The sequence below is a fragment of the Rhodospirillum sp. A1_3_36 genome (assembly GCF_047263945.1).
Lineage (GTDB): Bacteria > Pseudomonadota > Alphaproteobacteria > Rhodospirillales > Rhodospirillaceae > Rhodospirillum.
In genome coordinates this window covers 99,091-120,418 of record NZ_JBLAVB010000001.1, presented here as the reverse complement: position 1 = coordinate 120,418, position 21,328 = coordinate 99,091, and the positions used below count along the sequence as shown (strand labels likewise).

At 62.5% G+C, this 21,328-nt stretch carries 14 protein-coding genes; 9 read left to right on the top strand and 5 right to left on the bottom strand.

The window, feature by feature from the left end:
* Positions 1-146: 146 nt before the first annotated feature.
* The 3 genes from ACLIRY_RS00495 to ACLIRY_RS00485 all read right to left on the bottom strand — a co-directional run bounded on the left by ACLIRY_RS00495 (position 147) and on the right by ACLIRY_RS00485 (position 5,451).
* The gene (locus ACLIRY_RS00495) at positions 147-2,609 is read right to left on the bottom strand and encodes a PAS domain S-box protein (RefSeq protein ID WP_413203380.1); all 2,463 of its coding nucleotides are present in this window, start codon (positions 2,607-2,609) and stop codon (positions 147-149) included.
* Positions 2,610-3,183: 574 nt separating this feature from the next.
* On the bottom strand, positions 3,184-3,813 hold the full coding sequence (locus ACLIRY_RS00490) for a LysE family translocator (protein WP_413203379.1): 630 nt from the start codon (positions 3,811-3,813) through the stop codon (positions 3,184-3,186).
* Between the two features lie 45 nt (positions 3,814-3,858).
* Positions 3,859-5,451 carry a peptide chain release factor 3 gene (locus ACLIRY_RS00485; RefSeq protein WP_413203378.1) on the bottom strand — a complete coding sequence of 531 codons (1,593 nt, stop codon included), beginning with the start codon at positions 5,449-5,451 and terminating at the stop codon, positions 3,859-3,861.
* A 169-nt stretch (positions 5,452-5,620) separates the two neighbouring features.
* Here ACLIRY_RS00485 and ACLIRY_RS00480 point away from each other — a divergent pair, with 169 nt between their 5' ends.
* From ACLIRY_RS00480 to ACLIRY_RS00470, 3 genes are read left to right on the top strand one after another with little or no spacing between them, the layout of a single operon-like run.
* Entirely contained in the window at positions 5,621-6,643 is a 1,023-nt protein-coding gene (locus ACLIRY_RS00480; RefSeq protein WP_413203377.1) for a cation diffusion facilitator family transporter, read from the top strand.
* Positions 6,640-7,599, top strand: a complete 960-nt coding sequence (locus ACLIRY_RS00475) for an ATP-binding cassette domain-containing protein (protein WP_413203376.1) — start codon at positions 6,640-6,642, stop codon at positions 7,597-7,599. Before ACLIRY_RS00480 ends, ACLIRY_RS00475 begins: the two co-directional genes overlap by 4 nt.
* Positions 7,596-8,459 carry an ABC transporter permease gene (locus tag ACLIRY_RS00470; RefSeq protein ID WP_413203375.1) on the top strand — a complete coding sequence of 288 codons (864 nt, stop codon included), beginning with the start codon at positions 7,596-7,598 and terminating at the stop codon, positions 8,457-8,459. The genes ACLIRY_RS00475 and ACLIRY_RS00470 overlap by 4 nt, the downstream gene beginning before the upstream one ends.
* 278 nt (positions 8,460-8,737) lie before the next feature.
* On the opposite strand, the gene ACLIRY_RS00465 is transcribed toward ACLIRY_RS00470, so the two are convergent.
* Positions 8,738-11,935 carry an EAL domain-containing protein gene (locus tag ACLIRY_RS00465; RefSeq protein WP_413203374.1) on the bottom strand — a complete coding sequence of 1,066 codons (3,198 nt, stop codon included), beginning with the start codon at positions 11,933-11,935 and terminating at the stop codon, positions 8,738-8,740.
* A gap of 404 nt (positions 11,936-12,339) precedes the next feature.
* On the opposite strand from ACLIRY_RS00465, the gene ACLIRY_RS00460 reads away from it, so the two are divergent.
* The 6 genes from ACLIRY_RS00460 (at position 12,340) to modD (ending at position 20,541) form a co-directional block, all read left to right on the top strand.
* Positions 12,340-13,092, top strand: coding sequence for an ImuA family protein (locus ACLIRY_RS00460; RefSeq protein WP_413203373.1), 753 nt, complete (start codon positions 12,340-12,342; stop codon positions 13,090-13,092).
* 117 nt (positions 13,093-13,209) lie between these two features.
* Positions 13,210-14,805, top strand: coding sequence for a hypothetical protein (locus ACLIRY_RS00455; protein ID WP_413203372.1), 1,596 nt, complete (start codon positions 13,210-13,212; stop codon positions 14,803-14,805).
* A gap of 282 nt (positions 14,806-15,087) precedes the next feature.
* Positions 15,088-18,327, top strand: coding sequence for an error-prone DNA polymerase (locus tag ACLIRY_RS00450; RefSeq protein WP_413203371.1), 3,240 nt, complete (start codon positions 15,088-15,090; stop codon positions 18,325-18,327).
* A 171-nt stretch (positions 18,328-18,498) separates the two neighbouring features.
* A complete protein-coding gene (locus ACLIRY_RS00445) occupies positions 18,499-18,894 on the top strand; it encodes a hypothetical protein (RefSeq protein ID WP_413203370.1) in 396 nt (131 codons plus the stop codon).
* A 22-nt stretch (positions 18,895-18,916) separates the two neighbouring features.
* Positions 18,917-19,591 carry an HAD family hydrolase gene (locus ACLIRY_RS00440; RefSeq protein ID WP_413203369.1) on the top strand — a complete coding sequence of 225 codons (675 nt, stop codon included), beginning with the start codon at positions 18,917-18,919 and terminating at the stop codon, positions 19,589-19,591.
* Between the two features lie 95 nt (positions 19,592-19,686).
* Positions 19,687-20,541 (top strand): ModD protein, encoded by an 855-nt coding sequence (gene modD, locus ACLIRY_RS00435; protein ID WP_413203368.1) that lies wholly within the window; start codon positions 19,687-19,689, stop codon positions 20,539-20,541.
* Positions 20,542-20,562: 21 nt separating this feature from the next.
* Here the strand turns inward: modD and ACLIRY_RS00430 are convergent, their stop codons facing one another.
* Positions 20,563-21,306, bottom strand: a complete 744-nt coding sequence (locus ACLIRY_RS00430) for a hypothetical protein (RefSeq protein ID WP_413203367.1) — start codon at positions 21,304-21,306, stop codon at positions 20,563-20,565.
* Positions 21,307-21,328: the final 22 nt, after the last annotated feature.

Below are 21,328 nucleotides of genomic sequence, written 5' to 3'. Positions count from 1 at the left end.
CCGTCGTGTGCCGTGAGTTGGGTCCCAGAGTGAAGCTGGGCCAGCTTCACTTAAGCTGATCCCGTTCCAATCCGGCCATAGCAAAGCCGTTCGGCGTTCCCTCGCCGATTGGCTTGTTCTTTTGTTCCGCAGAATCCGAATTGGGGTCAGGCGGTGTGGACCCATGTCCGCTCCGGCGGGAAGACCACCGTTACGGTGGTCCCCTGTCCAGGTTCACTCTCCAAGGTCAAGCGGCCTCCGTGCAGGCTGACCAACCCCTGAGTCAAGGGAAGCCCAAGCCCACTGCCTTGGTGGCGACGGCCAAGGCCACTATCCACTTGCCCAAAGGGGGAAAGGGCGGTTTCGATCCCATGGCTATCCATTCCGATCCCCGTATCGCGGACCACCATGCGAACCCCCCCATCGGCCCCGACGGTGGTCATCAGGCTGATGCGCCCGCCCTCTTCCGTGAACTTCGCGGCGTTGGAGAGCAAATTCAACAGGATCTGTTTGAGCCGTCGCCCATCACACCAAAGGTTGAGTGACACGGGAAGGGGGTCGATCTGCAAGGTCAAACCTGCAAGTTCGGCACGGGGCCGGATCAAACGTTGGACACTGTCCATCACCTCGGCCAGATCCGTCACCTCCTCCCGCAGGGGCATGTGGCCGGCTTCAATGGCCGAGACATCCAGGATATCATTGATCAAGGACAGCAAATGGGCACCGGAATCGCGAATATCCTTGGCGTACTCCAGATAGATCTGGTCCATCGGCCCCAGAAACTGGCCCAGCATGGTTTCGGAAAAGCCAATGATCGCGTTCAGAGGCGTCCTCAGTTCGTGACTCATATTGGCCAGAAGATCGGTTTTTGCCCGGTTGGCAACCTCCGCCTCTTCCATGGCCTGGCGCAAGGCCAGATCTGCCGTCTTCTGCGGCGTAACATCCTGGTGCATGGCCACATAATGGGTGATGTGCCCCTGCCCGTCTCGCACCGGGCAAATACTGGTGAAAGCCCAGAAGTAGGACCCATCCTTGCGGCGATCCACGATCTCCGCACGCCATTCGCGTCCGGACCGAATCGTCCTCCATAGATCCTTATAGGTTTCCGGAGAGGTCGAGGGATGTCGCAACAAGCTCGGCTTCTCCCCCAAAGCCTCCTCCGCAGAGTATCCGGTCAATTCGGTGAAGGCCGGATTGATATACTCGATCCGGCCAGAGGTATCGGTGATGAAAAACATGTTCGGCGTCTGATCGATAGCCGCAGATAGGATCCGAAGCCGGTCCAACGCCTCCCGCCGCTCCGTGTGATCCAACAGGGTCGTGCAGACGGCCGGGCCGTCCTCCCATTCAATAAGGAAGGAGCGGTTGATGACCACCAATCGGGCGGCGTCCAAACGCACCAGGACCATTTCGAAATCGGTTGGAGCACTTTCCCCACGCAGACAAGCTTCGTGGCACTCCCAGATCTTGCCCCTTGCTTCGGACTCGACAAGACGATCGGTCGCGATTTCATGGATGTCGACGCCCATTTGCGTCGCGCCAATCAAGGAACAGAGGGCTGGGTTGGCATAGAGCATTTCACCCCGCCGATGGACGAAAATAGCCACGTTGGCATTATCCACCAGGGTTTGAAAACGATGTTCACTGACCCCAAAAGCAGCCTCCGCCGCCACCCTCCCCTCCGTCTGTAAGGCCAATTCCCTCAGATGATGCCTGAGTATCCTCCGGGAGGTCCGCAATTCCTGGAGCACCTGTTCAAAAGCATCGACGGACTCCCAAAGGAGAGAAAAAGGATCATAGGTCTCCTGGCGTTCCTTCCCGGGCGCGCGCCCCTCCTGCGACACCGACTCCAATGGAAGACCCTTCCCCTCCCCCCCGTCTTCGGGACTGCCGGACAGGTCGCGGTGCGCCTCAGCCCCCAGGCTGCGGAGGCGATCGATCGTGCGTACCAAAGATCCAGTCACGTCCTGCGCGACCCAGCGGGCGAGGAGAAACATGACCGGCACCAGCGCCAGGGCCAGCCCCCAAACGATAAAGCTTTGCTGTTGCCCTTCAGAAATGGCCCCCATGGTGGAGTCGAGCACCGAGCTTTCCAGGCGGGATCTCAGAGTCGTAAAAGCCTTGTGCGTGAGATGAAACCCCCGGATTGTTTCCTTCAATTCTGCGCCGAGCTTCGCACCACCAAGGCTTGCGTCCCCCACTGTCCGCCTTGCCTGCACCTCATACTTCTCCAGGGCGACAAGCGTCCAGTTGAAGAGACCTTCCAATTCCCGATTTTCAAAAACCCCCTCCCCCTTGGCTACCCGGGCATCCAGGGCGAGAACATCCGCCCGAATGCTGCGCACCCACGCAAGATGTTCCTCTTCGGGACCAAGGATCACTTCAGCCCGAAGCCCCTCCCTCACTTGACTGATTCCGAATAAAAAATTGGAATGGCCCAGGGTGAACCGGTCGAACTGCACATTGACCTCGCGGGTCAATTGCTCTCGGGCTTCCCAGGCCCCTTCCCATGTCCGACGCTCGCGGTTCAACGCCTGCAGAAACACCGCGATCAACAAAAGGAAAATGACGCCTGCCACGGTCGGGGCCAGATAGATGGATCGACGGAGCGTAAGGACACCCCGTGTCATAGGGGGGCCCACAGGGACAATCGCTCTGAAGGAGCGACAAGTCGACTCCACAAAGCGGCACCGACACCCCGCTTCATGATTACCGGTTCCTTCAAGACGGTCATGCCTCAAGCCCTCCGCTTCACAACGCTTTCTTCGGATAAGGTAGAAGCTCAGGGTATTAAATTACCCCAAAACCTAGGATTTCACACTTCTATCTCATCAACTCTTAGAGTGAAATTGGATCAGCTTGAGTCAAGCTGGCCCAGTTTCACTCTAGAGCAAATCCCGAGCAATCCGGAACAGATTGCGACGGGCGGAACGCACGCCGTAGGCGTGACGATTTGCTTCAATATCAGAGGTTTAGAGCATGTTGCGTGAATCACATTTCACGCAACATGCTCTAGTTAAATAGATCTCGGAGGACTCTCGCCCATCGAGCGGGAAACTGGGGACCCTAGGGAACGCGGATAGGACAACCGGTTTCCCGCTCCATGCGATGCTCTCACCATATGAGTCTAGATCAAATGATCCGCCCTCAATCGGGGAGTCCGATTGAGGGCAGTTTGGTCTATCGCTGAGAAGAAGACGGGGTCTACTCCCTCAAGGCCATCCAACCCGCGAAACCAATGAAACTGGCTCCGGTGACCCTGTTGATCCAGCCTTGCGCCCAATCCAACCACCCTGCCCGCCCGAGCCCGCCCCCTGCGAAGGCATAGCCCCACAACACCAGATATTCGCTGACCAGGAAAACCGCCCCCATGGTCAGAAACCGTTCGGTAAAGTTCTCGGTTTGGCCAATGAACTGGGGAAAGGCGGCAGTAAAATACAGAATGGCCTTGGGATTCGCCAGGGCCGTCGTGAATTCCATCCGAGCCAAACTCCAAACGGACACCACGCGGGACGAGCGCCCCAAAGTCCTGGCCGCAGCCAGATCCGGGGGCGGGCTTCGCCAGATCCGCCAGCCCAGGTAGGCTAAATAGCCGATGCCAAACCATTTAATGACCAAGAGAAGCCAAGCGGCCTCAGACAGGGCCGCACCCAAGCCAATGGCCGTGACGGCGATCAGAATGGCGAAGGCGGAAATCCGGGCGAAGCCAGCCGTGCCCGCTGGCAGACTCCCATGGCGAAGGCCATTGGTGAAGACCAGGAAGTTGCTGGGACCGAACGGTGCAGCCATCAGCAACGCCACGGGAAAAAACAACAGGATTTCATGGATGGACATGGTCTCGCCTTCTTTCCTGGCTGGATTACCAGCCCAATCCGGATCTCAGAATGCCTGTTCCTTTGTTTTATGGAACTGAATCTTGGGAAAATCTTCCTGAGCGCGGTCCAGGTGCCAAGCGTTGCGCGCCATGAAAACCGGATCCCCATCGTGGTCCTCGGCCATGGCCGACTGGTTGCCATCCAGAAATTTCTTCAGGATCAAATGATCCTCCGCCGCAACCCAACGGGCCGTATAAAGGGTTGTTGGTTCGAAAATCACCGGGACATCGAATTCCGTGCGGATCCGGTCGGCCAGGACCTCGAACTGCAGGCCACCGACGACCCCCACCACCCAGTCCGAGCCCATGACCGGCTTGAAGACCCGGGCGGCGCCTTCCTCGGCGATCTGTTGCAGGGCGCGGCCCAGATGCTTGGCACGCAGGGGATCAATGGGCCGCACCTTCTGCAGCAATTCGGGGGCAAAGCTCGGAATTCCAGTGAACCGCAGGGCTTCCCCCTCGGTCAGGGCATCACCGATCCGCAACTGACCATGGTTGGGCACACCCAGGATATCCCCGGCGAAAGCCTCTTCGGCCAGCTCCCGGTCCTGGGCCAGGAAGATCACTGGATTATGCATATTGATCTGCTTGCCCGACCGCGGATGGGCCAGCTTCATCCCCCGCTTAAAGTGGCCAGAGCACAGGCGGACGAAGGCAATCCGGTCCCGGTGCTTGGGGTCCATGTTCGCCTGAATCTTGAAAACGAAACCCGAGACCTTATTTTCCGTCGGCTCCACATCCCGGTCGGCCGTCGGCTGGGGCCGAGGCGTGGGCGCGAGCGAAGCGACACCCTCCAGCAACTCCCGCACGCCAAAATTATTGACCGCCGAGCCAAAGAAGACCGGTGTCATATGGCCGGCGCGATAGGATTCGACGTCGAATTCCGGGCAAAGAACCCGCGCCATCTCCACGTCCTCGCGCAGTTTGGCAACCGCATCTTCCGGCAGCATGCTGTCCAGCTTGGGGTCGTCCAGACCCTCGCAGCTTTCCCCCATATCCGGCATGCCACCCTTGGCACCCTTGGCCATCAGCGCCAGACGCTCGTGGAACAGGTCATAACACCCCAGGAAACTCCGGCCCATGCCGATGGGCCAGCTCGCCGGGGTGACGTCCAGGGCCAAGGTCTGCTCGATCTCGTCCAGCAGCTCGAAGGGCTCCCGCCCCTCCCGGTCCAACTTGTTGATGAAGGTGATAATGGGCACGTCCCGCAGACGACAGACCTCGAACAGCTTGCGGGTCTGTTCCTCGATGCCCTTGGCGGCATCGATCACCATAATGGCGCTATCGACCGCCGTCAGGGTGCGGTAGGTGTCCTCGCTGAAGTCTTCGTGGCCCGGGGTGTCGAGCAAATTGAAGGCGCGCCCGTCATATTCGTAGCTCATCACCGACGAGGCCACGGAAATGCCTCGTTCTTGTTCCACCTTCATCCAGTCCGAACGGGCTCGACGGGCCTCGCCTCGGGCTTTGACCGCCCCGGCAAGCTGAATGGCGCCCCCGAACAGCAACAGCTTTTCGGTCAGCGTCGTTTTACCGGCGTCGGGGTGGGAGATGATGGCGAAGGTGCGCCGACGGTTTACTTCATCTTCAATGCGGGACATGGGATACCATCTCGGGACACGAGGGCGTGATTTAAAGTGGAAGGGGCGGACTGTGTCCTGTGCGAGGCCGGTTTACCAGTCCTTTTTTGTTTCCCTTGGGTTCACAGCGACCAAACGGCTAAGATCGCGGCCCAGACGCGTTCGCACCCAAATGGATTGACCCGATAATATGACCTCCTTCCACACCGAATTTTCCCAGAATCAGGACAACGGGCGGCGGAATCGTATGGCCCTCTCCCTGATCCTCACCGGTGGGTTCATGGTGGCCGAACTTATTGGCGGTTGGATCACCGGCTCCCTGGCTCTGATGGCCGATGCGGCCCATATGCTCAGCGATACGGGCGCGCTTGCCCTCGCCCTGGGGGCCATGACCCTTGCTCGGCGACCGGCCAACGACCGACGAACCTATGGATTGCACCGGCTGGAGGTGCTGGCCGCCTTCGTCAATGGCCTGTTGCTGATGGGCCTGTCGATCTGGATCGTGATTGAGGCCATTCCGCGTGTTACCAGCCCTGAACCGGTGATCGCCGGACCAATGATGTTCATCGCTGTTCTTGGTTTGGTGGTGAATATCGCGGTCTATCGCATCCTGTCCGGGGACGGAGGCGACGCTGCCGGTCATGCACACGGGCATGGGGGACATGGGCATGGGGCACATGGGGGCAACAAGGATTTGAACACCCGGGCGGCCTTAGCCCATGTGATGGGCGATCTATTGGGATCCGGAGCGGCGATCCTCGCCGCAGCCATCATCCTGGCCACCGGCTGGACCGTCGCTGACCCCTTGCTCTCCATTCTGGTGTCCGCCCTCGTTGCCCGGTCGGCCCTGGCCATCATCCGCGAAAGCGCCCATGTGCTGGTGGAGGGCACCCCCCCCGGCCTGGACATCCACTCCCTGTCCCTGGACATGGAACGCACCGTCGAGGGGGAGGCCGCCGTCCACCACCTGCACGCCTGGAGCTTGACGCCGGACCATCCGATGGTCACTTTCCACGTCGTCGTCGGACATGAGGCCGACCCGGAGGCTACGCTCGCCTCGCTGAAACAGCGGCTGGAGGTTCGTTGGGCGATCCGCCATTCCGTCATTCAGGTGGAGTGTGGCCCCTGCCCCGATGTGGGTCATGGGTCCTCCTCCGCCAGCCCGCACCCGTCCCATCCTGGTCTGAAAACGGAGCCCGAACCCACGCCATGATCCGCATCAAGGGCCTGACCCACGCCTACCCCGGTCGCCGGGGCAAACCTGCCCGCATCGCCATCCAGTCGCTTTCTCTCTCGGTGGCCGAGGGGGCCTTTACCATCCTCGCCGGTCCCAATGGCAGCGGCAAATCCACCCTGTTCCGCATCCTCTGCGGCCTCTGCCTGCCCAGCACCGGAACGGTCCACATCGGTGGCCATGACCTGTTCGCGGAACCGGCTGCGGCCCGGGGCTTGATGGGAGTTGTTTTCCAGTCCCCTGCGGTGGACAAACATCTGAGCGTTGCGGAAAACCTGGATATCCATGCAAGCCTGTATGGCCTGTCGGGGACGACCCTGACCAATCGGCGGAACGAGGCCCTGGCTTGGTCCGGGTTGAAGGACCGGTTGAAGGACAAGGTCGGCACCCTTTCGGGTGGCTTGGCCCGGCAGGTGGAACTGGCCAAATGTCTGATGACCCACCCCCGGGTATTGCTACTGGACGAGCCCACAACGGGCCTGGACCCGGCGGCCCGCCGCGCCTTCCTGGACACCCTCACCCGGATCCAGCGGGAGCGGGGCATGACCGTCCTGATGACCAGCCACGTCTTTTCCGAAGCCGAAGACGCCGACCGGGTGGCGATCATGCGCGAGGGCGTTCTGCTCGCCCACGATTCCCCCAACGCCCTGCGCGACCAATTGGGCCAGGACATGCTGGTGATCTCTGCGGTTGATGCCGAGACCCTGGCCCCCCGAATCGCCTTGCTCCTGGGCGTTCCCACCAGTCGCCATGGGGATGAAGTGCGCGTCGAAAGGATCCCCGAAGGCGGGCCGGTGCCAGCCATCGACGCGATTTTGTCGAACTTCCGTGACGATGTCACCAGCGTGGCCGTAAAACGTCCGACCCTGGAAGACGTCTTCATCCATGTAACAAAGCAGGCCAGCGATCCGCAGGCCGGGGAGGCTGCGGAATGACCAACAGCACGACAACCACAGACACCACCTCCTCCTACGTCGCACCCACAGCCACCCAGACCGCACCCAACACAGCGGGCATGGCCTCTGTGGCCTGGACCTTGGCCAAGCGCGAATACACACGGTTCATGCGTCAGCCCTCACGGGTCGCCGGATCCATCGGCCAACCCCTGCTGTTCTGGATCGTCCTGGGCGCGGGCCTGTCGCCCAGTTTCCGCCCTGCCGGTATGGAGGGCATGACCTACACCGAGTATTTTTACCCCGGTGTGTTGATGATGATGGTGCTCTTTGCCGGTGTCTTCTCCTCCATCACCGTGATTGAGGACCGGGACCAGGGGTTCCTGCAAGGGGTCCTGGTGGCGCCCATCTCCCGCATGGCCATTGTTCTGGGCAAAGTTGGCGGGGCTGCGGCCATCGCCTTGACCCAAGCGGTGATCATGCTGCTCGTCGCGCCCTTCCTGGGCTTCCCCATGCCCGTTGAGAACTACCCGATCATTCTGGTGACCCTGGCGCTGGTCTCCCTGGGCTACACGGGCCTTGGCTTCATGGTGGCTTGGCGCATGTCCTCCACCTCGGGATTCCATGCGGTGATGATGCTGGTTTTGATGCCGCTTTGGTTCCTCTCCGGTGCGCTCTTCCCCACCGAGGGGCTACCGATCGTGATGAAGGTGATCATTTGGCTGAACCCTGTGGCCCATGGCATGACTCTGATCCGCGCGCCCTTTTACCAGGACATCTCGACCTTCTTGACCGACCCAAGCTACCTGACCTCCTTGGCTGTGGTGCTGGTTTGGGTGGGGCTCGTCCTGACTATCAGCGCCAAGCGGGTGGGAAAGCGGGATATCGGGGCGAAGGTGTGAATCTGAGAGTATCTTCGATGTCTCGTCTTTTTTGGACCTGGGGTCTGGGACCTTTCGGCCAATTAATGTCTGGGGTCTGGGGCCTTTCGGCCACTAAATGTCTGGGGTCTGGGGCCTTTCGGCCCCAGTGGGGGACGGGGCAAAGCCCCGTGACGGGAAAACACTCCCTGTCCTGTACCCCGGTCGCGAAGGGGCCCAACTTGATCTCGGAGCACTCTAAAGCGCTCGACAGTCTGCCGCAGGGGATGAGTGGTGAAAAAAAGACGTCAGGGCCTATTCTAATCGGGTCCCCCAAGAAGCACGTCATAATCAGAATGCGCTTTGGGGAGCGGAATGGACCATTCGGTGGAAACCCCAAAGCGATCCATCAAGTCCTCCAGGGACATGGGCCGTCCCAAAAGATACCCCTGTAAAGCGTCTACCCCCAGATCCCGAAGCAACCCCGCCTGCTCCGGTGTTTCCACGCCTTCGGCAACCACCGTGCAATCCAGCCCATGGGCCATGCCCGTGATGGCTCCGATCAGCGCTTGCCCGCGCATATCCCCTACGATCGCGGAAACGAATCCCCTATCAATCTTCAAGGTGTCGATGTGGAAATGGGTCAGATAGCTCAGGGCTGAATAGCCCGTTCCGAAATCGTCGATCGCCACCCGCACGCCCATGGCGCGCAAGGCATTCAATTGATCTTGGGCATCAGAAGACGGATCGAGCATCAACCGTTCAGTGATTTCCACCTCCAACATCCTGGGATCCAGGTTTCGACTTTCCAGGGCCTGGGTGATGGCGCCAAGCACATCATCGGCGAATTGCTTACTCGATACATTAAAGGCCAGACGGAAGGATCCGTCCCCTGGTACGCCAAGGGCCAGGACCGCGTCGCAGGACGCCTTGATCACCCAATGGCCAAGATCAATGATCCGCCCTGTCTCCTCAGCTAAGGGAATGAACTCATCCGGCCCGACAGCGCCCAGTTGGGGATGCGTCCACCGCAGCAGTGCTTCCACCTTGATCACCTTTCCTGTGGCGGTTTCAACCACCGGCTGGAAGGCCAAGCGCAGACTGCCGTCCGTTGTCGCGGTCCGCAACCCCGTCTCGATGATCAACCGACGGTGGGCGCTCCGTTCCAGATCGGGCGTGAAAAAGTGGTAGCCGTCGCGCCCCTGCTCCTTGGCCAGATACATGGCCGCGTCCGCATGACGCAACAGAGTCTGGGCTGTCACAGGCCCCTTGTTGTCATCACCGGGAAAGTCGCCCGGACCTATGCCAATGCCAATGCTGCCGGAAACGAAAGCCTCGCGCTTGTCGATGGTGAAGGGCTCTCGAACAACATCAAGCAGACGTGACGCAACCTTCGCAGCCTCGGTCTCGTTTTTCAGGCCGGTCGAAACCACCAGAAACTCATCTCCCCCCAAACGCCCCAGAGTATCTTGTGGACGCAAGACCGCAGCCATGCGCGAAGCCGCCTGCTTCAGCAACACATCACCCGCCGCATGCCCCATGCTATCATTGACCTGCTTAAATCGATCCAAATCCATGAATAGAACCGCAACACCATGGCCTTCCCGCTGGGCCACGGCGAGCGCAGTGGTCAGGCGATCCATGAGAAACTGGCGGTTGGGCAACCCTGTCAGAGTGTCATAGTTGGCACGGTGGAACAGCTCCTGCTCTACGTTCTTCCAATCGGTGATGTCATCCTTAACCGCGACAAAATGGGTAATGGTCCCCTCTCCGGCACGGATGGGCGCGATGGTGGCCCGCTCCCAATACAGGGATCCATCCTTTCGCCGGTTATGAAACTCCCCTTTCCAGGCACGCCCACTGGTAATGGTCGCCCAAAGAGTCTCGTAAGTTTCCTTGGAAATCTGGCCGGATTGCAACAGGCTGGACTTCTGACCGATGACGTCTCTGGCGTCGTATCCACTGATCCGGGTAAAGGCCGGATTGACGTATTCAATAACTCCATCGGAATCGGTGATGACCACGCTGGCGGAGCTTTGCTCCACGGCCTGGGAGAGCTTGTTCAGAGTCGCTTCGGAATGGCGACGTTCGGACAGGTCGGTGAAGGTCACCACGGCCACTTCCTCCGACCACCGACGCTCGCTACGCCCCGGGAAAACCGACCCCATGAGCCACTCCAAGACCCGGTGGGAGACAGATCGGGATCGCAGGAGCTTCGCGCGCCGCCGGTCCAGGGCGTCCTCATCGACGGGGGAACAGAAAACCTCGACGGGAAAGATCTCTCCCGAACGACGTCGGAAAAATTCCGTTTCCAGATGCACCTTGCGCCGTTCCCTGATCGCCTGTTGGATCGCGCACTGGCCCAGGGCAGAGGCATCGAGAGTCTGATGGCTGGAATGGGCATGGAACAGGTCATGGGCGCTCGCGCCGATCATCTCCTCGGCCCTGTAACCAAGAAGGGTTTCCGCCGCAGTGTTGACCATGGCGATCCGATTAAAGGAATCCATGACACAAAGCCCCTCAGCCATGGTGTCGGTGACCGCAGCCAGATGGCTGCGGTCTCGTTCGACACGCTTCCAAATCACCTTCAACGTCAAGACGGCCAGACAGAACAGAAGCAGTAGAACGCTACCGCCGATCAACAAGGGAAAGATAACCCACTGTATTGTTTGATGGACATCCGTAGGCCAGCTTCCGACCAAATACCCCATGGTCCGCCCCTGGAAATCTGGGAGAGGCAAGAAGAACGCCGCGCCGATGCGGCCCTCGGCAAACAGGGCAAAGGGTTGACCCGAGACGAATCCCCGAAGCAACGCATCACGATCCAACGCCGCCAGAACAGAAGCGTCGAAGACCTCTCCCTTCCCTTGACCGCCTCTCCCTTGCTCCTTCCCCCAGAAATCCAGATCCGGCTTTATCCCCATATGGAACCGGAGAGAGGAAACCATCGGCATCGTCGTCTTCAGGGCGGAGATAAGCCGGTTAAAAGGCACCACGGCTTTTAAAAACCCCACCACCGTTGACCCATCGAACAGCGGGCTGACCACCACATACCCCTCATTCGGCACCATACCCTGGACGGGACGAGCCTGGATCAGGGCGCGGGCCACCAGAGGGGAGTGATCCCGCATATCCACACTGGGAGCACCGCTTGCAGAAGCGCGCCAAAGCACCCGTCCTTCCTGGTCCAGCAAGGCATGGGATTGAAGGATCCTCTCGGCGGACTGCCCATGCCGATAATTCAAATAGGCGTCCAATTCCTTCCGCGTCGTGTCCCATTGAATGGCAGTCTGCGCCCCATTGACCGTCTCCAGAGCTGTGATCAGGCCTGGTCGATCCATGAGGAAAGACAGAGCCATCTCTTCCGTCTGACGGACCTGTTCCAGGGTAACCTCAACACCGGCTTGGACGATACGTAACTGGTCAGCCAAATGTGCGTTCGCACGACGTTCCGCATCTCCAACAACAGCGACCCAAACCAAAACAGCCAGGGTAATGACAATCAAAACAAAGCGCATTGGTAGAAAATCCAAGGAAACACAAAAGGAAACGGCGAGGGATCGCAGCAAGAGCACCACAAAACTTGAACTGCTTTGAAGTTACGACATGGCCCCACGGCGCAGACCTACTCAAGGACGCGGGCAAACAGCACCCAAATAGATCGAACTGTCACGCTACCCCAAGTGGGCCGTCCGGCAAAGCGGACTTATCCCAAGCAGCTCGGGTTGAAACCCACGCTGCTTTTCGCACATTCAAGCGCCACGCAGGCTTTAACGCGCCAGAAGGCGCGGCGGCCGCTTGGTATGACCGCACTCGATCCCTCCCCAACGGAACCATCCTAACGAAATCGCCCCTCAATCTCCCTTGCCTTCAAACGAAACAGGACATAGAACACACAAAAAGAACAATACAGGAACATAACATGCCACATCCTCCCAACAATCTGGATGCTCTGCGTGCCCAGGTGCGCCGTGTCGAGCGGGGGGGGCGCCCTCCGGCGCCGGTCCGTTCCCTGGGCCTGAGCATAGTAGACGCGGCCCTGCCTTGGGGGGGGCTGCCCCTGGCCTGCCTGCACCAGGTGGTCGCCGGACCGATGGCCTTCGACGGGGCGGCCACCGCCTTCGCCAGCCTTCTCGCCGCCCGATTGTCCGAAGGCCGGGGACCGGTTCTGTGGTGTCTGGAAGCCGGACGCGATGATACCATCCACGCACCTGGACTGGCCGCCCTCGGCCTCAGCCCCGGGCGCCTGCTCCTGGTCCGCAGCCCGGACGGGGCCGGGGTTCTCTGGTCCATGGAGGAAGGTCTGCGCTGTCCGGCCCTGGGCACCGTAATCGGCCAAGTGGACCGCTTGGACCTGACCGCCGCCCGGCGCCTTCAGCTGGCGGCAGAGGCTGGAGGAACAACCGGCCTGGTCCTCAGTCGCCTGCCCCGTGATCGACAGGGGGATCCCCTGCTCGACCCGGCAATGGATAGCCGGGGCGCCGGTGGAGCACCGGGTACGGCCACGACCCGCTGGAGACTTGAAACCCTGCCCTCCCATCCCCCCCCCTGGGGTGGCCCCGGCCCCGCCCGGTGGCACGTCGCCCTGGAACGCTGTCGGGGGGGGACTCCACGACGTTGGACCATGGAATGGGACGACGAGACGGGAACCCTCTCCGCGATTGATGACCCGTGATACGGTTCAAAATCAGGTCCTCAGTCGGCCCCCGTTCAAAGGGTCTAAAATCCCTTGAAAAGGAACAAAAGAAGAACTAGAACATAGAGAGAACAAACTCGACCTTGGGGTGGACCGATGAAACGGGTAATCTCTCTCTGGCTGCCAACCTTTCAGACCGACCGGATGACTCGAACGGGAGCCCCCCAGGCCTCCCGCCGGGATCAACCCTTCGCCACCCTTGCCCCGCGCCATGGGGCTCTGGTCCTCGCTGCTGTGAATGGGGTCGCCCAGGGGGAGGGATTGGGGCCGGGTCTCCCCCTGGCGGACGCCCGAGCCCTCCTGCCCCATCTGACCGTCACCGAGGCCGATCCGACGGAGGACGCCCGGGTGCTGGAGGGGCTGGCCGATTGGTGCGGTCGGTTCACCCCCCTGGTCGCCGAGGAGAACCCCGGCGACGGATCCCAGGGCCAGGGGGCTGGGCTCTGGCTCGATATCACCGGCTGCGCCCATCTTTTCGGGGGGGAGGAACGGCTGCTCCAGACCATTCACGACGCCCTGGCCCGCCTGGGCTTCAGCGCCCGCCTGGGGGTGGCGGATACGCCGGGCGCCGCCTGGGCTGCGGCCCATTTCATGACCGACAGGCACGACATCGCCCTCCTGCCCGAGGGAGCCCACCGCCAATTGCTGGGCAGTCTGCCACTGGCGGCCCTGCGCCTCTCTCTTCCTGTGATCGATACCCTGCGCCGCCTGGGTGCGCGAGACATCGCCGCGCTTGCCAGCCTACCCCGGGGCCCCCTGGCCACCCGACTGGGGCTCGAAGCCTTGCGTCGCCTCGATCAAGCCCTGGGCCGCCTGCCCGAGCCCCTCTCGCCACGCCGCCCGGTGGCACCGGATATCGTCCGCCTCTCCTTCCCCGAGCCCATCGCCACGACCAGCGCCGTCACCGCCGCCCTGGACCGGTTGCTGACCGCCCTGCTCTCCCCCCTGGAGCGGGAACGCCGGGGGGCCCGGATGGTGGAACTGTCCGTCTATCGCGTCGATGGCTCCGTCTCCCGCTGTCGCGTCGGCACCAACCTGCCCACCCGGGATCCGGCCCATCTGGCACGCCTGTTCCAGGACCGCCTGGATGCTTTGGACGCCGGGTTCGGCATCGAGGCCATGGCCCTGGGGCTACTCGCGACGGACAGCCTCTCCCCCGCCCAGGAGGACCTGACCCGCGCAGCCCTGGCCGAGGAAGGCCGCCCCCGGGAGGGATCCCCCCGGGCGGCCCAGGATCTGGCCCTGCTCGCCGACCGGCTGATGGGGCGTTTGGGATCCCTCGGTGGTCCCCGCCGCCCCCTGCCCCATCCAGCCCACCAGCCCGAACACACCACACAGGAGAGTCCCCTGGGCATGGCGATGAAAGCTCCGGCTCAGACCGTCCCCGCCCCGGATCATACAGTGGCGCCTCATACCGTGGTGGCCACCCGCCCGGCCCGCCTCTTCCCCCGCCCCCTGCCCGCCCGGGTGACCGTGGGACCGGAGGGCGCTCCCCAGACCCTGGCCCTCAGCCGCCAAGGCGCCCCGCAAAAGGTCCTCCACCATGCCGGGCCAGAACGCATCGATCCGGACTGGTGGCTGGAGAACGACGCCCCCGCCCGCGCTTACTGGCGGGTCGAAGCCGAGGACGGCCGCCGTCTCTGGCTCTTCCGAGGGGGCACCCGCTGGTTTGTCCATGGCATCTTCCCTTGAGGGCTCAACCCGAAATCAATTTCATTTCAGTCGTCATTCCCGCGTACGCGGGAATCCAGGGTGGAAACCGAGGACGGAAGCGATCAACGCAACAGGAGCGCACTTCAACAGTGACACCGAAATCAACCCTGGATGCCCGTTTTCACGGGCATGACGAAATAAAAATATGACGAAGTAAAATGAAACACGCGTATTCCTCAACGCCAACACGGGGACGACGACAAAAGAACATCACTCCCGCCTTCTCCACGCCCATCCCCCACCGGGTCACGGAATGCCACGATGAGCCCTCCCCTTCCTCCGGCCTATGCGGAGTTGTTCGCCCAGACCAACTACAGCTTCCTGGAGGCCGCGTCTCACCCGGACGAACTGGTGCTCACCGCCGGTGCTCTGGGTCTCACCGCCCTGGCAATCACCGACCGCAACAGCCTCGCCGGAGTGGTCCGTGCCCATGTGGCGGCCAAGCGGACGGGCCTGCCCCTCATCGTCGGCGCCCTTCTCTCCCCCTTGCCCGGCCATGGGCCGGAGCTGCTCTGCCATCCGGAGGACAGGGCTGCCTATGGCCGCCTGTCCCGGCTCCTGACCAGCGGGCGGCGGGCAGCGCCAAAGGGCGAGTGCCACCTGACCCGGGCGGACATCGAAGCCCAGGCCGAGGGCCAATGGCTCACCCTCTTGCCGCCGGAGGGGTTGACCGATCCCGGAGCAAACGCGGATTTCGTCGATCACTTGCGCCATTGGAAGACGGTTGCGGGTCCACGCCTCTCCCTGGGGCTCCGGCCCCGGTTGGATGGCACAGACGCCCGCCATCTCTGGCGGTTGGCCCGGCTGGCCGAGGCGGAGGGGGTTGCCCCCCTGGCCCTGGGCGGCGCGCGCATGCACACCCCCCAGCGGAAACCGTTATTGGATGTCCTGACCTGCCTGCGCCACCATGTTACCATCGAGACGGCGGGCCTACTCCTCGCCCCCAACGACGAGGCCCACCTTCGCGCGCCTGCGGCCATGGCCGCCCTGATGGCCGCCCATCCCGAGGCCCTGGCCCGCTCCGTGGAGATCGCCCAGGCCTGCCGCTTCTCCCTGGATGAACTGCGATACGAATACCCCGACACGGACCTCGCACCCGGAGAGATCCCCCATGACCGGCTGGCTCGCCTGACGACCGAGGGCGCCGCCCGCCGCTATCCCAAGGGTGTCCCCCCGGGCACCCGCGCGCGTCTGGACAAGGAACTGGCGATCATCGGCAAGCTGGGCTACGCTCCCTATTTTCTGACCGTCCACGACATCGTGGCCGAGGCCCGGGCCCGGGGGATCCTTTGCCAGGGGCGGGGTTCTGCCGCCAACTCCGCCGTCTGCTATTGCCTGGGGATCACCGCCGTGGATCCCGAACGGGTCGACCTGCTATTCGAGCGGTTCATCTCTGCGGCCCGGGACGAGCCCCCCGACATCGACGTGGATTTCGAACACGAACGGCGGGAAGAGATCATCCAATATATCTACCAGAAATATGGCCGGGACCGGGCCGGACTGGCGGCCACGGTCATCACCTGGCGCGCCCGAAGTGCCCTACGCGAAGTCGGCAAGGTCATGGGCCTGTCCCAGGACGCCACGGCAGCCCTGGCCGCCACCGTTTGGGGGTCCTCATCCCGGATACCGGAGGAAACCCGGATCCGGGAAAGCGGTCTCGACCCCAGGGAGCCTCGGCTGGCCCTGACTCTGCGTCTGGCCGAGGCGCTGGTGGGATTCCCCCGCCATCTCTCCCAGCATGTGGGGGGCTTCGTGCTCACCCGCGGCCCCCTGTCGGAGGTGGTGCCGATCGAGAACGCGGCCATGGAAAACCGCACGGTCATCCAATGGGACAAGGATGACCTGGATGCCCTGGGGATCCTCAAAATCGACGTGCTCGCGCTCGGTATGCTCAGTTGCATCCGCAAGGCCCTGGATCTGGTGGCCCGCCACCATCACCGCCCCCTGACCCTGGCCACCGTACCCGACAAGGACCCCGACACCTACGAGATGCTCTGCCGGGCGGACAGCCTGGGGGTCTTCCAGGTGGAAAGCCGCGCCCAGATGTCCATGCTTCCCCGCCTACAGCCTCGGACCTACTATGATCTGGTGATCGAAGTGGCCATCGTCCGCCCCGGCCCCATCCAAGGGGACATGGTCCACCCCTACCTGCGCCGCCGCCGAGGCGAGGAGAAAGTCGATTACCCCTCCGAAACCCTCCGGCGAGTCCTGGAGAAGACCTTGGGTGTGCCCCTGTTCCAGGAACAGGCCATGCGCATTGCCATTGAGGGCGCGGGTTTCACCGCCGAGGAAGCCGATGGTCTGCGCCGATCCATGGCCGCCTTCCGCCGCACCGGTGCCCTGGGGACCTACCGGGAAAAGTTCCTCGCGGGCATGACCGCCAATGGCTACACCCCGGCCTTCGCCGAACGGTGTTTTCGCCAGATCGAAGGGTTCGGCGACTACGGCTTCCCGGAAAGCCACGCCGCCAGTTTCGCCCTGCTCGTCTACGTCTCGGCCTGGCTGAAGCGCCATTACCCTGCGGCCTTCGCCTGTGCCCTGCTCAACAGCCAGCCCATGGGCTTCTATTCCCCGGCCCAGATCGTCCGCGACGCCCGGGAACACGGGGTAGAGGTGCGACCGGTGGACATCAACGCCTCGGACTGGGACAACCAATTGGAGGTTTTTCAACGCCCCGGCGGCAAACGAGGCGTGGCCCTGCGCTTGGGATTCCGCCAGATCAAGGGGTTTCCGGAAACCACCGCCCGGGCCATCAGCACGGCAAGGGGCAAAGGCTATGGCGACCCCCATGCGGTCTGGCGCCGGGCCGGGGTGGAGGCCCCCCTGCTCGACAAGCTCACCCAGGCGGATGCCTTCGCCAGCCTGGGCCTGGAGCGGCGCGGTGCCCTTTGGGCCGTAAAAGCCCTGAAGGCCCAACCTCTCCCCCTGTTCGAAGCCGCCGAAAAACGCCAAGCCGATCCCACTCGGGGGCCAGATCTACTAGTAGAGCACGACATCCACTTCCGCGACCTCTCCCCCGGCGAGGCCTTGACCGAAGATTACAGCGCCCTGCGCCTCAGTCTGCGCGCCCACCCCCTGGGGCTCCTGCGCGGACGGCTCACCCAGGCGGGCGCCCAGCCCTGCCGCAAGCTGGAAAGCCTGCCCGACGGGGCGAAGGTGACCATCGCCGGGCTCGCCGTCTGCCGCCAGAGGCCGGGCAGCGCTTCGGGCGTTGTGTTCATCACCCTGGAAGATGAGGACGCCATCGCCAATCTGGTGGTCTGGCCCAAGGTCTTCGAGGCCCACCGCCAGACTGTCATGGGCGGGCGTTTGCTGATGGTAACGGGCCGGGTGCAGAAGGACGGCTTGGTGATCCATCTGGTGGTGGAGGCCCTGTCGAACCTGACGGGCCTGCTCGCTGCGCTGACGCCGGAGGACCACCCCCGCGAAACCGTGGCCCGGGTCATGGAAACCGCCCGAGCCGACCGGGTTCGCCACAACCGGCCCGTTGTTTTAGAGTGAGTTTAGAGTACCTTCGAGATCAAGTTGGGCCGCAAAGTGGCCCAACTTGATCTCGAAGCACTCTCGGTGGAGCGAAACCGCAAGCCTGCCGCCTCGCCAGATTTCTCTCTCTCCCCATCCATGGTAGCCTGTCTTATCGAAACGAGTGGATCATGGAAAGGGACCCCAGACATGTGCCCACGCTGTCTTTTCGCACCTCTGATCGCAACCGTTCTTCTGATCATCCCCGCTGCCCAAGCGCAAACCCAGCCACCACCCCCTCCCCCCGGTCAGGGCCAGAACCCCGCTCCATTACGCAACGACCCCAAGCGCCCGGTAGGTAGGATCAGCGCCGATTTGGGGATTACGCCGGACCAATTCGTGGCCTGTTTCAACAATGTCAATCCCGTGGGCGCGGGCCAGCGCACCACCACCAAACGGGTTCACGCCAACAAAGCCGTTTTGCTGCCCTGCCTTCAGAAGGCCAATCCGGACATCACCAACGACTCCCTCGATAGGGTGATGGATCGGTACCGCCCCGGTGGCCGCGAAGCCCAACGTCCCATGGATGGTACCGGCCGCCAATAACTGCATCCCAATGACAGGTCCCATGACAGAAAATCGCACGCATGCCGCCTTGCTGTTCGACATGGATGGCACCATCCTGAATTCCATCCCCGCAGTGGAGCGGGTTTGGGCCACATGGGCCAAGGACCGGGGCATTCCCGACGCCGTCATCCGGTCCATGCCCCACGGGGTTCGGGCCGTTGACGTCATCGCCCGCATGAACCTGCCCCATATCGATCCCCAGACAGAAGCCGCCATTCTTCTGGAACGGGAGCTGGCTGACAGCGAGGGCGTCATTGCCATCTCCGGGGCCAAGGCCTTGCTCGAAGCCCTGCCGCCGGACCGGTGGGCCATCGTCACCTCCGCTCCGGCCGCCCTCGCCCGTTTGCGGATCTCCGTTGCGGGCCTTCCCTTCCCCCGGATCATGGTCACCGGCGAAGATGTCACACGGGGCAAGCCCGACCCGCAAGGCTACTTGCTCGCCGCCGAAAAGCTGGGTCTTCCCATCGCCGACTGCCTGGTGTTCGAAGATGCCCCCGCCGGCCTTCAAGCGGGAGAGGCCGCAGGCGCCTCTGTCCTGGCCATCACCGCAACCCATGTCGCCCCCCTCGACCCTCCCTATCCGGCCATTCGGGACTACCGGGACATCGAGGTCACCCCCATAGCCCCGTCCGGACCGCTCCGTGTCCAGAGGATCCACTGCATGACCCCCCTGTGACCGGTCCGAGGCGGTGCGCTTTGTCAATGCCAAGCAGTCCAGGCGCCGAGTAAACTGCCCCTGCACACACATAAAGGTGGAAAGAGACACGAACCATGCCCACATCCCGTCTGTCCGATGGCGCGCTCCAAGCCCTTTTGGAGGAGGACACCCCCCATGGGGACCTGACCACCCACTCCCTGGGAATCGGCGATCGGTTGGGACTGATGAGCTTCGCCGCCCGGGGGTCCATGGTCGCCGCAGGGGTCGAGGACGCCGCCCGACTTTGCGAACTGACCGGATGTCGGAGCATGCTGCACGCGGCCTCCGGAGAGCGGATGGCGGCTGACGACATGCTGCTGCGGGTAGAAGGTCCCGCTGCAAGCCTGCATCGGGCCTGGAAGGTGGCTCAGAACCTGATGGAATATTCCTCGGGCATCGCCACCACCGCACGAGCCCTGGTGGATGCCGCCCGAACCGAAAATCCGAATGTCCAAGTGGTGACCACACGAAAACCCTTTCCCGGCACCCGGGCGCTCGCGGTCAAGGCCGTGAAAGCGGGGGGCGCCTCCGTGCACCGCCTGGGGCTCTCGGAAACCCTGCTGGTCTTCGCCGAACACCGCTGCTTTCTGACCAAGGAGGAGATGCGGACCCATTTGAGCCAGCTGCGCAGCCTCTGCCCGGAGAAGAAAGTCGTCGCAGAAGTCTGCGACCCGGAGGAAGCCCATGCCGCCGTTCAGGGAGGCGTCGATGTTCTCCAGTTGGAGCGTTTCTCTCCGGAACAGGTGACCGAACTCTCGGCTTGGCTCGTGGAAGAAGGGGTCGACAACCGGGTCATCCTGGCCGCCGCAGGAGGGGTAACCCTGGCCAATGCCGCAGAGTACGCCCGGGCGGGCGCTGCAATCCTGGTCACCAGTGCGCCCTATTTCGCCAAACCTGCGGACGTGCGAGTCCGCATGAAGGCTCTGTAAAGAGCCTCCCCTCGCCCTTCCTCACATGACCGCCCGGTGCCCGCCATAGGTGATCCAGGCGCGGCGAGCCGTGGTCTTGCGGGCCAGAAACTCAGCGGACTGGGGCTGCCACAGGGGCCGGTCCCACATATAGCCCGCCCGCAGGGTCGCTTCCCGGTTCCCGGCGAGCACGTCCTCAGGGAAAACCCGCTCCATCAAATCCGCTTCCCGCTCGCCCATCGTCGAACAGGCCCGTGCACCAAGGGTCACCATCTGCTCCAGCCAAAGGGCCGAAAGCGCTATGCGATTCAGGGCGCGGGACGGCGCCCCAGCAAACAGAAAGCAAGTGTCCGTCTTGGCATTGAAGCCCGGTCGAAGGAGGGTCAAGGTGTCCTCGATCTCGCGGATATGCCAGCGGCGAAAGCCTTGAATCTTGTGGGTCCCTTCCAAGGCATCGGAGATTTCGTGGAAGGACGTATTTCGGATATCCCGCAGGCAGAGACAGGCGTTCACCATGTTATCCAGACCGAAAGGACGGATGACCGGAGTTCCATTTTCGCGGACCACCACCCCATTGTCGTCCCGCAGGTACTTCTCCACAAAGCGCGCATTTCCAATCATATAGGCCAGAACACGCCGCTCTCCTCCCAGGGCACCGAAGCCCCGGGGAGAAACATATCGCTTGGACACCGAAGACCAGAAACAGTCGGTCAGGTCGACGGGACGGGGATGGACCCGAACCGCCCTATGGCGCGCCCGGAAGGCATCCAGCAATTGATCCAGCATGTTCGTTTACGCCCATTTACAG